Genomic DNA, 13,889 nt, shown 5'->3' on the forward strand with positions numbered 1-13,889 from the left:
TGCTTTTTAAGGGGGCACTATCCAAAGTGCCGTTGTCTGCTGCCTGACTTGTTACTGGTAAAGCGGAGTGATTAAAATATTGATGCTATTTATATTATAAATATTGTTATTGTTAATGGCTTGTAATATAAAGAAGGGCCGACTCAGGAGGAGATGTCCCGTATGTCACAACCCCGTCAACCCAGTTTGTTGCAAGCTCTGATACCTATTGCGTTGCTATTGCTGCTGCTGTTTCTGGCGGTGTTTTACTTTGGTGACAACTCTTCGTCCGGCCCCAATCAAATTGCCTTGCTGCTATGTGCAGGCGTTGCTACTTTGATTGGGCGTTACAATGGCCATGCTGGTAAGCAGATTGAGCAAGCCATCGTTAAGGGCATCAGTCTGACCCTGGGAGCGATCCTGATCTTACTGGCGGTCGGCTCACTGATTGGTAGCTGGCTGCTGTCTGGCACCGTACCCACTATGATCTACTACGGCTTGATGTTGTTGAACCCGGATTATTTCTATCTGAGCTGCTGCATTATCTGCGCCATCGTCGCATTGAGCATCGGGAGCAGTTGGACCGTGGCGGCCACAATCGGTGTGGCACTGATGGGGGTGGCCAGTGGTCTGGGTCTATCTGAGGTGATCTGTGCCGGCGCTATTGTCAGCGGTGCCTACTTTGGCGATAAGTTGTCGCCTTTGTCAGACACGACTAACTTAGCCCCGGCCGTGGCGGGTACGGAACTGTTCACACATATCCGTTTTATGCTGTACAGCACCTTGCCCAGCTTTGCCCTGACGTTAATGTTGTTTTTGATCCTGGGATTGCAGCAAAGCAGCGCTGCCAAGCCGGTGGAACTGAACAATCTGCTGGCAAGCCTGGCCGGGCAGTTTCATATTGCCTGGTACTTGCTGTTACCTTTAGGTATGACCTTGTTTCTGGCCTTTCGTAAGGTGCCCGCTTTTCCAGCCATAGGTATTGGCGCGCTATTTGGTGCCTTGATGGCCATATTATTTCAGCAGGATTTTATTCTGGCCCAGGCCGATCCGGCATTGGGTGAGATTGGCGGTACGATTACTGTGGTATGGCGGGCCATGTATGCAGGTGTCAGTCTGGATACGCCGGACCCACTGCTAAAAGATTTACTCAGTGGCGGAGGCATGGGCTCCATGCTCAATACCATCTGGCTGATTATCTCGGCAATGACCTTCGGCTCGGTAATGGAGGCCACTGGGTTGTTACAAAGAGTTGTGCAGGCCTTGTTAAAAATGGCTAAATCCGTGGCCGGATTAATCATTACCACAATAGGTACGGCGTTTGGCACGAATCTGGTGGCAGCCGACCAATATATAGCCATTGTAATGCCAGGGCGGATGTTTAAACCTGAGTATGACAAGCGCAATCTGGCGCCGGAAAACTTATCGCGAGCGGTGGAAGACGGCGGCACTTGTACCTCTGCGTTGATCCCCTGGAACACCTGCGGCGCTTATATGCAGTCGGTGCTGCTGGTAAATCCCTTTGATTATGCCCTGTACGCCTTCTTTAACTGGCTGACGCCGCTGATGGGAATTTTACTGGCGCTAATGGGGGTTAAGCGTTTTCAACTGCCTGCGGTGCAAACAAAGAACAACGACGAAAAGGGAGAGGAGCATGTTGTCCAACCTCGTTAGGTGCATATTGTTTGTATGTCTGGTGACGGCCAGCCAGCAAGCAAAGTCCAATATTGATGTCATTAATGTGCAGGATTTTGGTGCTGTACCTGGCCAAATGGATGTAACTCAGGCGGTACAAGCTGCTATTGAAAGGTTGCATCAGCAGGGGGGCGGGAAACTGATATTCCCCGCAGGGGAATACCACTTCAGGCTGCCAGGTGCAATGGCGGACTTCGAACGCCTCATGCGGGGGGAGCTGGATTACGACACTAAATGGGGAAAAGCCGGTATTCCCTATCACAAAGCGATGTCCTTTGTTGGTCTCAATGACGCAGAGATCATCGGCGAAGACGCCCGACTGGTGTTCCATGGTTTAGTGCAACCAATGGAGTTTATCGATTCCCAACAAATTCGCATACAAGGGCTGAGCATCGACTGGCAAAGACCTCTCTTCTCAGTAGGCACTGTGGTGGCCAATCGAGCTGATGGATTTGATGTACAGGTGGATAGTGATTTTCCGCTGCAAGGTGGTGAGCCTGTCTGGGCCCTGATGGACTTTGACATACAGCGTAACCGCTTGGGACTGGTGGATGATTGGCGTTTGACAGCGCCGCTACAGCTTTTGGCGCCGCAGCTGGTCAGAGTAAGCGGCAGCAAGGCTGTACCGGTGGGAAATAGGGTGATTCTGCGTCATGTAGGCAACTATCGTCCCGCTATTCATTTGCTGCGCACCAGCCAGGTAAGGTTTGAAGATATGCAAATCCTGGCGGCGCCGGGTATGGGAATTATCGGCCATCATTGTGCCGATATCGTAATGCAGAATTTGCAGGTCAAGCCTAAAGCCGGCCGCCTGATGTCTACCAATACCGATGCCACGCATTTTATCAGTTGTACCGGCGAGATCCGCATTCAGGACAGCTACTTCGAAGGCATGGGCGATGATGCTACTAATGTGCATGGCTTTTATCTGTCTTTGCAGAAAACCCTTTCGAAAAACGGTGTCAGGGCCTATTTGTCGGTGAATACCCAAGATTTGCTGCCCGACTGGCCGCAGCCCGGTGATGAGATGGAGTGGGTTAGGGGCGATACTCTAAAGGTGTATGCCAGTAGCACCCTTACCAGCATTGAGCTAAATGACGACGGCAGTGCCGACTTGTATTTTTCCCAGCCAATCGACAGCGCTTTGTTACCCTCGGATCTATTGGCCAATGCCAGCAAAGTGGCGCGGTTGGTATTTAAGAATAATCAGGTGAAACGTATCCGTGCCCGGGGAATACTGTTCCAGTCCCGCGGCGCGCTGATTGAAAACAATGAATTTATCGATAATACCGGCACCGGCATTTTAATTGATACGGCCACCGGCTGGATGGAGTCTATTGGCACTCAGGATGTGGTAATCCGCAATAACACCCTGATTGGAAATGGCTACGGTGATGGCACCTACAATAGTGCATCTGGAATTGCAGTGCTTACTGAGTCCAGTGCAATGGCTTCTGGGGTGCATAACGATCTGCTGATTGAAAACAACCATATCCAAGGCGTAGGGAAAACCGGCGTTTATATTTGTTGCAGCCGTAACGTAAAGCTTAAGAATAATGAGATTTTGGGTAATGCTACCTCACTGAAATTGGAGTACAGCGACGGCGTAGTGTTCGAGGGCAGTCTGCCAGATTTTAAACAAGGAAAAGGGAATAGCAACATCCAGTTGATCTCCGAATTGTTACAGTAAACTCCTTGATTAGTTAAGGCCGATAAGGCGCTGGTGCGTGAATACCGCAATTTGCTAGGCTAACGCAAATTGCCTTATTCTAAGGCGATACGCATAAACAAGGCAGATCTTTTTGGCCCTTAAACCCACCATTTTTAAGTTTATTATTTCGCTGTCTGATCTGGACCGGGATTATTACGACACTTTGCATCTGACCGTCGCTCAGCATCCATCGGAGTCGCTTGAGCGCATGATGGCGCGGGTACTGGCATACTGCTTAAACGCCCGGGAAGGGCTGGTATTTACCACTGGCCTGAGTACACCCAATGAGCCGGATATCTGGCAGCGTGGTCTGGATGATCAATTGCTGAGTTGGATCGATGTCGGCGAGCCGGCCTTTGAACGTATCAAAAAGGCCTCACGTCAGGCCCGTGAAGTGAAGATTTACAGCTTTAACCAAAAATCAGAGGTGTGGTGGCAGCAGGAACAGGCCCAGTTCAAACGTTTGCCAGTAAAAGTAGCGAGGTTTCCCTGGCCTGCTATCCAACAACTGGCCAGCCTGGTGGAGCGTTCTATGGTCTGCTCTTTGAGTATTAGTGACGCTACCCTGTATATGGCCGCCAAACTGGGCGAGGCAGAGATCCCCTGCATTGAACTACAGGGATGATATTTCCGGCGCTGAGCTTAGCCACATTCGCGCCAAGGTGCGGTTCAAAGCGCATACCCTAAGCAGGCTATTCCAGATCCAATAAGTCACCAGGCTTGCAATCCAGCGCCTCGCATATAGCCAGCAATGTTGTGAAACGTATGGCCTTGGCACGGCCGCATTTAAGCTTGGAGAGATTGGCCAGGGTAATATCCACCCGCTGTGCCAATTCCGACAAGCTCATCTTGCGTTGTACCAACAACAAATCCAGATTAATCCTTAATTGCCTGGCCATCAGGCCTTGTCCTGTCTTTGAATCATGATGTTGCTTAGCTTGCCTCAAAGTTACAGGTTTATCAATATAAGATAATTATTTATCGTTAATCGATAAATAATTGTTGATTATAACCAGTCAGCAGGCTAACTTGTATAGAGCTTGGCTGTTTATTGAACGGCTTTGTTTTCGGTTTGCAACCTTCAAAAGGAGAACGCTGTGTTTGCATTGTTATTGGCTCTGCTGTTTGCTGGCTTTGTTATTGTTGTGACAATGTGCAGTTATAAGCTGGGCAAAACCAAAACGGAAAATCCAAGACTGGCGGCGTTGATTGGTTTGCTGGTGGCATTTTTGCCGCCGCTGGCACTGATCTATCTGGCTATCCTGCTGTTTAAGGATGATGTCGCCATAGTCTAGCGCAAGCGCTGTATATTGCGGGGGTGACTGAATCTGCCACCCACCGCATTGACCTGTTTACTTCATATATTTATCAAAGTAAGACAACACTTTTTCCGGATGACGGCCAAAGTGGTTGTAACCGTCACGAAAGCGCTTAGTGGTGCCGGTGATCCAGAACAGTTCCTTGTCGGCACTGCCTAATAAATCAAAAGTTTGCTGGGCATCCTGCGGGTTACGGGTCCATTCGTCGTCCAATACCTGGACCATTAATACCGGCATTTTTACCCCGGCAGCAAACAAGTGCGGGGTCATTTCAGCGGCGGTAAAGGCACCCATTTTCAGCAATTCCAGGTCAATCAGCTCCTGATATTGTTGAACGCCATACAGTTCCGAAAAGGCATCAAAGATGGCGGCCATCGACACCACCATAGGGCTGACCATACAAGCTACATTGGCGAACAATTCGGGGCGACGGTAAATTGCTTCGTATTGTGAATTACCGCCCATGCACTGGCTGTACAGGCCGACCTTCATGCTGCTCAGTCTGGGGTGATTATCCACATACTTTTTCACCCCCACACAATCCCGCCATTCCCAGCGACCAATACCTGACAGCCCACCATTGGCCGCACTGCTGTTACCATGATTGCGAATATCATAGGCCAGTACGTTGTAACCGGCGTCGGTCAGGTGTTTCATCTGAATCACAAAATCAATTTCCACCTCATCAAAGGCGCTCCACGGCGCCCCCAAATGGCCCGGATAACCGGCGCGGCACATGGGCAGGGCATGATTAAAGATAATCAACTTATCGCTTTCCCCACCTTTGGCCGGAATATACCAACCCTCCAGCGGCGTGCCGTCATCCGATTGAAAATAGATATCTTCCCAGCCTGTCATATCGTAGTCGTCTGGTGTTTTGTGCAATACACTACGTAGCGGCTTAACAATATTGGCCAGGGCTTTAACCTTCTCGTGGTCGTCGGCCGAAATACTGGCCAGTTGCGCCTGCGCTTTTTGCATTCTGTCTGCTGAAATTCGTGCCATCAGTTTTTCCTCGTTGCATGACCTGTATGGAGGTCGTTGGGTTGACGAGCACAGTATGGTCAAGCTTATGAATATTGGGTTGCCTAAAATGACGCGGGTATTGCCTGATTTGACGAATTGCACAAAGGCTGGATATTGCTGAGCTGAAACGTCAACTACACTGCATATCTATAAGTTCTGACCGTTTATGTCAGGATTTTTAAGAGTTTTTGGTGTTTTAAGGCTGTTGGAGACAGAATGTATGTCAGTGAAATATGCAAGTGATGGGCTGGCTAAGTTGGCCAAATTGGTTGGTGGTATTGCCCAAACCAGCGGCGATCACCCAACCTCCATACCTGGATTAACCCTGCATCGGCGCAATAGCCCTACCGAACCGCTGGCCTGTATTTACAGTTTAAGTTTGAGCCTGGTGGTACAGGGTGAAAAGACCCTTTTTCTCAATGAGCAGGTGTCGCACTATCATCCCGGTCATACCATGCTGACCTCGCTGGATTTACCCGTGGTGGCCCATATCAGCCGCGCCAGCCGTCAACAGCCCTTTCTGGCAGTGCTGCTGCAACTGGACAGTAGCGAAATTATGGCGGTGAATACGCAGTTGGACTTACCACGTCCTGGCAGGGATTGGCAGTATCAACCGCTCTCTATTGAAGCTGCTGACAACGGTTTACAGGATGCGCTGTATCGCTTAGTGCAATTGCTGGCAACACCCGCGCTACGTGCCCCTTTGCTGCCACTGATTAAACAGGAAATTCTGATCCGTTTATTAACCGGGCCACACGGCCCACATCTTCGCTATTTAGTGGCCGCAGGCTCGCACAATGAACAGATTGCCAAAGTGATTGCCTGGCTGAAACAAAACTTTACCCGTCCGCTGGGGATGGATGAACTGGCGCAGCGGGCGCATATGAGCGCGTCCACCTTTCGCGCCCATTTTCGCGCCATTACCGGCACCAGTCCGCTGCAATATTTGAAACTACTGCGCTTGCAGGAGGCCAGGGATCTGATGTTAAGCAAAGAATTTGACGCCAGTTACACCAGTGCCCTGGTGGGCTATGAAAGCCCCTCGCAGTTTAGTCGCGAATACCGGCGTCAGTTCGGTTTACCGCCGCAGCAGGATATTCATCGCCTGCGCTTGCAGGGGCAAATCTAAAGGTAACTAAGTTAGCACGAACCCTATTGACATCTGAAATTTCATATATATGATTTTTCGCATGTGAAAGGAGGGCTTATGCTATCACCCCTAACGTTTTTTAAATGTCTGGCCGAGGATACCCGGCTTAAATCCCTGCTGCTGATAAGCCTGCATGAGGAGCTGTGCGTTTGCGATCTGCAATCGGCATTGCAGCTTAGTCAGCCCAAGGTATCGCGGCATCTGGCCGATCTGCGCAAATGTAATCTGCTTAGCGATGAGCGCCGCGGCAAATGGGTGTATTACCGCCTGCATCCCGAATTGCCAGCCTGGGCACAAGATATTATTGCCAGCGCCGCCCGCCATAACCACGAATTTTTAGCCGACTGCCAGCAACAATTGGCGGCCTGTTCATCCTGTGAGTCCTAATATGAAAATTTTGTATATCTGCACCCATAACCGCTGTCGCAGCATTTTATCTGAAGCCATTACTAATCATCTGGCCGCTGGTGTGCTTGAAGCCAGAAGTGCCGGCAGCCAACCAGCCGGTCAGGTGCACCCCCTGTCACTTAAATACCTGGCCGAGGCCGGTATTGCCACAGATGGCCTGCAAAGCCAGTCCTGGGATGAATTTGAGGATTTTGCCCCGGATCTGGTGATTACGGTGTGTGATTCGGCGGCCGGTGAAAGCTGCCCGCTGTGGTTTGGCAAAAGCTTGAAACTGCACTGGGCTCTGGAAGACCCGTCCAAACTCAGCGGCAGTGATGAGCAAGTTAGCGAGGCCTTCAGGCACTGCATCGCCCTGATTAAAGCGCGGGTATTGGCGCTAAAAGACCTGGCTGGCCAGGATAAATCCACCTGGGCCAAGGCCCTGCAACCACTGGGAGCCAGTCAATGAGCCTACAGGATATGTCACTGCCTAATTTGGATGAAACCCAGTTTCAGGTGCCGGATGCACAGCAATTACAAGCCCCCTTATCCAGCCATAAGCCGCGCTTTTTATTGCTGTACGGCTCACTTAGAACCCGTGCTTTTAGCCGTTTGGTGATTGAAGAGTGCGCGCGCCTGTTGACCCGTATGGGCGGCGAGGTGCGGATTTTTGACCCCAGCGGTTTGCCGCTGCCGGATGATGCCGACGATAGCCATCCTAAAGTGCAGGAACTGCGTGAACTGGTGATCTGGTCAGAAGGGCAGGTCTGGTGCTCCCCGGAGCGTCATGGTGCCATGACCGGTATTATGAAAGCGCAGATTGACTGGATCCCGCTGTCAATGGGGGCGGTACGGCCCACGCAGGGCAAAACCCTGGCGGTAATGCAGGTGGAAGGCGGTTCGCAGTCCTTTAACGTGGTCAATCAACTGCGGGTATTAGGCCGCTGGATGCGGATGCTGACTATTCCCAATCAGTCGTCGGTGGCCAAGGCCTTTTTAGAGTTTGACGACAACAACAGAATGAAGCCGTCCAGCTACTACAACCGTATTGTGGATGTGATGGAAGAGCTGATGAAATTCACCCTGCTGACCCGGGATAACAGTGCCTATCTGGTGGACCGTTATTCCGAGCGGGTGGAAAGTGCTGAACAACTGATGCAGCGCGTAAACCAGCGGCAGATTTAGGCTTTTTCGCAGAGATGCAGATTGTCTTTCAGACCTGTCTGGAGAAGGGCGTTATCTCTTTTTCCTCTGTGTTCTCTGTGCCTCTGTGGTGATATTGGAACTCAAATAGGTAAACCGAAATGGGATTATTTGAACGTTATCTGTCTTTGTGGGTGGCACTCTGTATTGCCGCCGGCGTGTTGCTGGGTAATGCGGCGCCAGGGCTGTTTGCCCAGGTGGCGGCACTGGAATATGCCCATGTCAATCTGGTAGTGGCGGTGCTGATCTGGCTGATGATCTACCCGATGATGATCCAGATTGATTTTGCTGCCATCAAAGATGTGGGTAAAAAGCCCAAGGGGCTGGCGCTGACCTTAGTGGTAAACTGGCTGATTAAGCCGTTTACCATGGCGCTGCTGGGCTGGCTGTTCTTTAAAGGCCTGTTCGCCGACTGGATGGACCCGCAAACCGCCGCTGAATATATCGCCGGGATGATATTGCTGGGCGTGGCACCCTGTACTGCCATGGTGTTTGTGTGGAGCCAGCTAACCAAGGGCGATCCCAATTACACCCTGGTACAGGTGTCAATCAACGACATTATTATGATTTTCGCCTTTGCCCCTATCACCGCATTTTTGTTGGGCATCAGTGATATTCAGGTACCCTGGCAAACTCTGTTGCTGTCTGTGCTGTTGTATGTGGTGCTACCGCTGATTGCCGGGGTGCTGACCCGCAAAAAACTGGACAAGGCCAATGATCACAGCCGCTTAAATGCTTTTGTCGCCAAACTTAAACCCTGGTCGATTATCGGGCTGCTGGCGACCGTGGTGCTGCTGTTTGGTTTTCAGGCCGAAACCATTTTGGACAAGCCATTGGTGATTGGCATAATTGCCATACCGCTGCTGATCCAGACCTACGGCATCTTTGCCATTGCCTACTTCGCGGCCAAACAGATGAAGCTGCCGCACAATGTTGCCGCCCCGGCCTGTATGATTGGCACCTCCAACTTTTTTGAATTGGCGGTGGCGGTGGCTATTTCCTTATTTGGTCTGCATTCCGGCGCGGCACTGGCCACTGTGGTGGGGGTGCTGGTCGAAGTGCCGGTGATGTTATCGCTGGTCTGGTTTGCCAACCGCACCCGCCATTGGTTTGGATAAGCTTATGTCACAGGAAGTACAGATTCGTTATGCCGGACGGGATGATATTCCGTCCATCTGCGCTATCTACAATCAGGGCATTGCCTCTGGCCTCGGCACCTTTGAAACCCAGCCCAGAACCAATCGCGATATCGCCAACTGGTTGAAAACCGACACTCTATACCCTGTGTTGGTAGCCGAGCAGTATGGCCAGGTACTGGGGTTTGCCCGCTTGTCTGAATACCGGCCGCGGGACTGCTATAAGGGCATTGCCGAGTTTTCTATCTATCTGGCCGATGAAGCCAAAGGGCAGGGCATAGGCACTAAGCTGTTAGCCGAGCTATTGGTAGCCGCTAACGCCTGGGGCTTTTACAAAGTGCTATCGCGCATTTTTACCTTTAATCAGGCCAGCCGCGCCTTATGCCGCAAACTCGGTTTTCGGGAAGTGGGAGTTTATGAGCGCCATGGGCAGCTAAATGGGGAGTGGCTGGATGTGGTGATAGTGGAGTACCTGGTACCTGATACCTCAGAGTAACAAGGAGAGTGCTTCTGCACTCTCCCGGCAAGTATTTACAGGCCCAGCACCGCTTTACCTTGTTTAAAGGTAATATCTACGGGGATGTTGGCACGGGTCAACTTAGCTAAATCATCAGCCAGTTGTGCCTTGATAACACCTTTATCGGCGACCAGGCTGTCCACGCCTTGATAGTCACCATCTCCCTGCAACGTCAGTATCAGGTTAGATAGTGCATCAATGGCTTGCCCCATTTTTGCCATATCCACCTTATATAAACCCTGCTCGTCACGGCTGAATGCGCCGTGTTCGGCAAAGAAATTAAAGCGGATCATATTGGCTTTACCATGGGCGCTGGATGCACCAAAACGTACGCTGCGGAAGATACCCGCCATAAAGGTTACGTAGTAGTCTTCCAGTGTGCCCTCGGTGATTTCGCCTTTTTCCAGCAACTGCTGCACCATGTACAGGCCAAGAATATCGGCCTTACCTTCTTCCAGCGCTGATGCATGTTCTTTTAACGCCTGGCGCACCGTTGCGCTGCCATCCAGGGTATTTTTAATTCCCAGTCCATGTGCCACTTCATGGAACATGGTGTTGGCAAAGAAAGCGTCAAAGGTAATATGCTGGCGCTGCTCAGGCACGATTAACTGCTCGGCAATCGGCACAAGAATATGGTCAAACTTGGCCCGCATGGCGTTTTTCAACTGCAGGCGACGGGTGCCTTTTTCCAGTTGCACCTGTTCGTCATTGGGCAGATTGATGGCAATGGTTTTACTGCCGGCATTGGAATGACCCGCATAGTAAATCACGTCATACGCGTTCAGGTCGGCGTCTGAGCCTGGCATTTCCTGCTTGTAAGCCGCGTCTACCGGTAAACCTTTTTGCAACTCGGGCAGGAAGGCGGCGTATTTGGCCAGCTTGTCACTCCAGGCCAGATCTTTAATTAAAACATAGGCTTCAAAGGCGGCCCGATAGCCGTAGAGTTGATCTTCATAAGTCTCGATTGGGCCCAGTACTAATTCGATGGGATTGGTTTTCATGTCCATCCAGGCCATATCAGATGGCTGATAATCATCGCTCAGCAGGGCATCAGCACGCATACTCAGGTATTGACCAAAGGCGGCATTGTCAGCCAGCTCGGCGGCCTGGCGCAGCAGATCTGCTGCCTGTGTCAGTTCCGCCTTGAAATACTGGGAGTAGGGAATGGCTTTAAGCGTGCCTTTATCATCCCGCACCACCATGGAATAAAGGCCTTGTTTGTCAGCAAAATCGCTGGCTTCAAATTCTGCTTTGCTCATATCCTCGGGATAAAATTCAGCCCCTAGTGGTTTTTCTGCGAAGCCACTTAGAAAGGGCTTGTCACCATTAAGGCGATCCCAGGGGCCGTAGTTTATATCGGCGAACTGACGAACTTTATCATCCTGGATGGATTGCAAAAACTGCGCTTTATCCTGTCCAAAGGCTTGCTTCCAGAATAGATCGTCCATGACTTTTGCCGCATCTATAAGCAGTGACAGCATCTGCTTCTGTCGCTGAGAAAGATGTGACAAGTCGCTGGACAGGTCTACCGGATAATAGATATCCAGTCTGGATCCCAGTCCTTGTAATAACTCTGGTGCCGATGCAGTTGCTTGTGGTTGGGTCGTGGTTTGTTCTGTTTGCTTAGCAGGTTGGGAACAACCTATCAGTAGCCCGGAGGCCATCGCCATACAAAGGGTGATCTTTGCAAATTTCATAGTAGTCCTGTCGCTTTTTTTATTGGGTGATGAAACGGTGGAATTGATTACCACTGCTCTATCTTACTGCACTTTTAATGCGGAGCCCAACGCATGCACCATAACGGTTTAGCCGTTACATTCCTTTTACTTTTCCATAAATTAGATGATACTTAGGGCGTTTGCGGGGCTAATGGGTTTTTGCCGGGCCCCTTCAAGGGAAATAATCATAACGCCGCTAATAAAGGTTGGAATATGTCCACAGAAAACGCCTTACTGACAATACTGGTAGAGAAAATTAATAACGACACACTAGTGCTTCCCACCTTACCAGCCATTGCCCTGAAGGTCCGTCGCACAGCCGATGATCCCGAAGTGAATTTAAATAAAATGGCTGATGTGATTGGCCAGGATCCGGCTCTTAGTGCCAGGATTATCAAAATTTCCAATAGTGCGTATATGGGACGTACCGTTAAGGTGGAAACCATTCATCAGGCGGTGACTCGTATTGGCTTGAGACAGGTTAAAAACATTGCCACCGCCCTGGCCATGGAACAGTTGTTTGTTTCCAAGAATCAAATTGTGCATGAGCATATAAATCAGGTTTGGGAGCAGACCATTGATGTGGTGGCCAATGCTATGGCTGCCTTGCAAGTGCATACCGAGCAAACCAAACAAAAGCGCTTAAATCTGGACATCATGACCCTGGCTGCTTTGGTACACAATATTGGCGTGCTACCAATTTTTACCGAGGCTGAGCGTCACGACGATGTGTTTGCCAATCCAACTTTTCTGGCTGTCGCAGTACAGAAATTATCCGGTCGTATCGGTGGGGTTATCCTCAAAGAATGGGGTTTCCATGAAGAGCTGGTGACGGTGGCAGAAAATTGGCGAAATATGACCTATTTGCCAGAACAGGTTACTTACCTGGACTTTGTCCGTTTAGGGGCGGCACTTTGTGGCCATATGGGTAGTCAGAAAGATGCGGTGATGAATATCAGTCAGCAGAAAGGCCTGTTTAAGGATTTGAGTGTACTGGAAGCAGACGAATTCAAAACTATGCGGGACAACGCCAAAGCCATTTTTCAATAAAGGCTCAGCCCGGCACCTGTTGGATGCCGGGCCTTATCTATCAGTCTTGTTCAGACAAGGCAAAGGCCTGGTCAAGGGCTTTGATCAGCCGGATGACTTCGGCGGCCATCAGGCAAAAATCTGCATCCATTCTGGCCAGTTGTTGATCCTTTGGGATATCCTGATTCTGTTCTCTCAGCACATCGCTGAATTTCAGACGTTTCACCGTCAGGTCTTCCTGCAATAGTGCGGTGAGGGTCTCGTCCCAGTCCAGCGCGATTTTTTGTACCAGCTTACCATTTTGCAAGTGGAGTTGAATTTCTTCGGCATCCAGTGGCTGGTTTTTACAACGGATTATCGCGCCGTCCTCATCTGGTGATTTAAGCTCGGCTTCCTCCAGCAGGTCGAACCCCTGGGGAATACTGTCTCCTTTTAACCAGGCGGTTAGATCAGCGGCTAAACTGCGTCGACACAGTGGCACCACGGGTAAGGAGCCTATGGTTTTACGCAAATGAGCCAGGAAGGTTTCCGCTTTGCCATCGGCTGATGCGTCAACAACAACCAGATTGTCTTTTGTGGAGATAAAGCCAAAGGTATAACTGTCGCGGGTGAAAGCCTTGGGCAGCAATTGATGGGTTATTTCCTGCTTGAGCTCCTGTTTGGCTTTCTTGCCGACTGGTGCACCGGTTTCGCGCTCAATCTTTTCAACTCGTTGCTCAAGCTCTGCGGCTACTACGGCACCAGGTAATAAGCGCTCCTGCTTCTTCAGGCCTAACAATATGCGGCCGTCGGCAGCATGTACCAGGCTGTCTCCCTGCTTCAGAGGTGACGTCCAACCCATACTGGCGATGTCCTGGTTGCCACAGGGGCGAAAAGCCGCCTGGCTCAGCTTGTCCTGCAGGTCTTCAGGTGCTAAATCCAGAGGCTGGGAAAGGTGATAAATTTTAAGATTCTTAAACCACATGGGACATTCCGCTGCTTAAAAGAGGGCGCAGAGTAGCAGGGATTGGTCAGGATGT

General features: G+C 50.6%; 15 protein-coding genes. 11 read left to right on the forward strand and 4 right to left on the reverse strand.

Features of this window, described 5'->3' with window-relative positions; translation table 11 throughout:
- The first annotated feature begins 162 nt into the window (after positions 1-162).
- From nhaC to ABD028_RS18575, 3 genes are all read left to right on the forward strand, one after another.
- The gene (gene nhaC / locus ABD028_RS18565; protein WP_425542136.1) at positions 163-1,653 is read left to right on the forward strand and encodes a Na+/H+ antiporter NhaC; all 1,491 of its coding nucleotides are present in this window, start codon (positions 163-165) and stop codon (positions 1,651-1,653) included.
- A complete protein-coding gene (locus ABD028_RS18570; protein WP_343846960.1) occupies positions 1,634-3,364 on the forward strand; it encodes a right-handed parallel beta-helix repeat-containing protein in 1,731 nt (576 codons plus the stop codon). Before nhaC ends, ABD028_RS18570 begins: the two co-directional genes overlap by 20 nt.
- A 112-nt stretch (positions 3,365-3,476) precedes the next feature.
- Positions 3,477-4,010, forward strand: coding sequence for a YaeQ family protein (locus tag ABD028_RS18575; protein ID WP_343846962.1), 534 nt, complete (start codon positions 3,477-3,479; stop codon positions 4,008-4,010).
- Between the two features lie 67 nt (positions 4,011-4,077).
- Here ABD028_RS18575 and ABD028_RS18580 read toward each other — a convergent pair whose 3' ends face one another.
- On the reverse strand, positions 4,078-4,284 hold the full coding sequence (locus ABD028_RS18580) for a helix-turn-helix domain-containing protein (RefSeq protein WP_102797822.1): 207 nt from the start codon (positions 4,282-4,284) through the stop codon (positions 4,078-4,080).
- Positions 4,285-4,482: 198 nt separating this feature from the next.
- Between ABD028_RS18580 and ABD028_RS18585 the strand changes: the two genes are divergently transcribed.
- Positions 4,483-4,680, forward strand: coding sequence for a hypothetical protein (locus ABD028_RS18585; protein WP_343846965.1), 198 nt, complete (start codon positions 4,483-4,485; stop codon positions 4,678-4,680).
- Positions 4,681-4,737: 57 nt separating this feature from the next.
- Here ABD028_RS18585 and ABD028_RS18590 read toward each other — a convergent pair whose 3' ends face one another.
- Positions 4,738-5,709, reverse strand: a complete 972-nt coding sequence (locus ABD028_RS18590; RefSeq protein ID WP_188692630.1) for an alpha/beta hydrolase family protein — start codon at positions 5,707-5,709, stop codon at positions 4,738-4,740.
- Positions 5,710-5,950: 241 nt separating this feature from the next.
- On the opposite strand from ABD028_RS18590, the gene ABD028_RS18595 reads away from it, so the two are divergent.
- The 6 genes from ABD028_RS18595 (at position 5,951) to ABD028_RS18620 (ending at position 10,102) form a co-directional block, all read left to right on the forward strand.
- Entirely contained in the window at positions 5,951-6,859 is a 909-nt protein-coding gene (locus tag ABD028_RS18595; protein ID WP_343846967.1) for an AraC family transcriptional regulator, read from the forward strand.
- Between the two features lie 78 nt (positions 6,860-6,937).
- Positions 6,938-7,267 (forward strand): metalloregulator ArsR/SmtB family transcription factor, encoded by a 330-nt coding sequence (locus tag ABD028_RS18600; RefSeq protein ID WP_343846968.1) that lies wholly within the window; start codon positions 6,938-6,940, stop codon positions 7,265-7,267.
- A gap of 1 nt (position 7,268) precedes the next feature.
- Positions 7,269-7,736 carry an arsenate reductase ArsC gene (locus ABD028_RS18605; protein WP_343846969.1) on the forward strand — a complete coding sequence of 156 codons (468 nt, stop codon included), beginning with the start codon at positions 7,269-7,271 and terminating at the stop codon, positions 7,734-7,736.
- Complete coding sequence (gene arsH, locus ABD028_RS18610; RefSeq protein ID WP_343846970.1) at positions 7,733-8,452, forward strand: arsenical resistance protein ArsH; 720 nt, start codon at positions 7,733-7,735, stop codon at positions 8,450-8,452. The genes ABD028_RS18605 and arsH overlap by 4 nt, the downstream gene beginning before the upstream one ends.
- 119 nt (positions 8,453-8,571) lie before the next feature.
- Positions 8,572-9,588, forward strand: coding sequence for an ACR3 family arsenite efflux transporter (gene arsB / locus ABD028_RS18615; RefSeq protein WP_343846971.1), 1,017 nt, complete (start codon positions 8,572-8,574; stop codon positions 9,586-9,588).
- Between the two features lie 4 nt (positions 9,589-9,592).
- Positions 9,593-10,102: an arsinothricin resistance N-acetyltransferase ArsN1 family A gene (locus ABD028_RS18620; protein WP_343846972.1), complete on the forward strand. Its 510-nt coding sequence runs from the start codon at positions 9,593-9,595 to the stop codon at positions 10,100-10,102.
- A 35-nt stretch (positions 10,103-10,137) separates the two neighbouring features.
- Here the strand turns inward: ABD028_RS18620 and ABD028_RS18625 are convergent, their stop codons facing one another.
- Positions 10,138-11,820 carry a dipeptidyl-peptidase 3 family protein gene (locus ABD028_RS18625; protein WP_343846973.1) on the reverse strand — a complete coding sequence of 561 codons (1,683 nt, stop codon included), beginning with the start codon at positions 11,818-11,820 and terminating at the stop codon, positions 10,138-10,140.
- Between the two features lie 234 nt (positions 11,821-12,054).
- Between ABD028_RS18625 and ABD028_RS18630 the strand changes: the two genes are divergently transcribed.
- Positions 12,055-12,891 (forward strand): HDOD domain-containing protein, encoded by an 837-nt coding sequence (locus ABD028_RS18630; protein ID WP_102797830.1) that lies wholly within the window; start codon positions 12,055-12,057, stop codon positions 12,889-12,891.
- A gap of 40 nt (positions 12,892-12,931) precedes the next feature.
- Here ABD028_RS18630 and rdgC read toward each other — a convergent pair whose 3' ends face one another.
- Positions 12,932-13,834 (reverse strand): recombination-associated protein RdgC, encoded by a 903-nt coding sequence (gene rdgC, locus ABD028_RS18635; RefSeq protein ID WP_343846974.1) that lies wholly within the window; start codon positions 13,832-13,834, stop codon positions 12,932-12,934.
- Between the last annotated feature and the right edge of the window lie 55 nt (positions 13,835-13,889).

This window comes from Bowmanella denitrificans, from assembly GCF_039522935.1.
GTDB classification, from domain to species: domain Bacteria; phylum Pseudomonadota; class Gammaproteobacteria; order Enterobacterales; family Alteromonadaceae; genus Bowmanella; species Bowmanella denitrificans.

Bases quoted from the DNA above. Each gene is read 5' to 3' on its own strand.
- nhaC (WP_425542136.1), top strand. From the start codon at position 163: ATGTCACAACCCCGTCAACCCAGTTTGTTGCAAGCTCTGATACCTATT.
- ABD028_RS18570 (WP_343846960.1), top strand. From the start codon at position 1,634: ATGTTGTCCAACCTCGTTAGGTGCATATTGTTTGTATGTCTGGTGACG.
- ABD028_RS18580 (WP_102797822.1), bottom strand. From the start codon at position 4,284: ATGGCCAGGCAATTAAGGATTAATCTGGATTTGTTGTTGGTACAACGC.
- ABD028_RS18590 (WP_188692630.1), bottom strand. From the start codon at position 5,709: ATGGCACGAATTTCAGCAGACAGAATGCAAAAAGCGCAGGCGCAACTG.
- ABD028_RS18595 (WP_343846967.1), top strand. From the start codon at position 5,951: ATGTCAGTGAAATATGCAAGTGATGGGCTGGCTAAGTTGGCCAAATTG.
- ABD028_RS18600 (WP_343846968.1), top strand. From the start codon at position 6,938: ATGCTATCACCCCTAACGTTTTTTAAATGTCTGGCCGAGGATACCCGG.
- ABD028_RS18605 (WP_343846969.1), top strand. From the start codon at position 7,269: ATGAAAATTTTGTATATCTGCACCCATAACCGCTGTCGCAGCATTTTA.
- arsH (WP_343846970.1), top strand. From the start codon at position 7,733: ATGAGCCTACAGGATATGTCACTGCCTAATTTGGATGAAACCCAGTTT.
- arsB (WP_343846971.1), top strand. From the start codon at position 8,572: ATGGGATTATTTGAACGTTATCTGTCTTTGTGGGTGGCACTCTGTATT.
- ABD028_RS18620 (WP_343846972.1), top strand. From the start codon at position 9,593: ATGTCACAGGAAGTACAGATTCGTTATGCCGGACGGGATGATATTCCG.
- ABD028_RS18625 (WP_343846973.1), bottom strand. From the start codon at position 11,820: ATGAAATTTGCAAAGATCACCCTTTGTATGGCGATGGCCTCCGGGCTA.
- ABD028_RS18630 (WP_102797830.1), top strand. From the start codon at position 12,055: ATGTCCACAGAAAACGCCTTACTGACAATACTGGTAGAGAAAATTAAT.
- rdgC (WP_343846974.1), bottom strand. From the start codon at position 13,834: ATGTGGTTTAAGAATCTTAAAATTTATCACCTTTCCCAGCCTCTGGAT.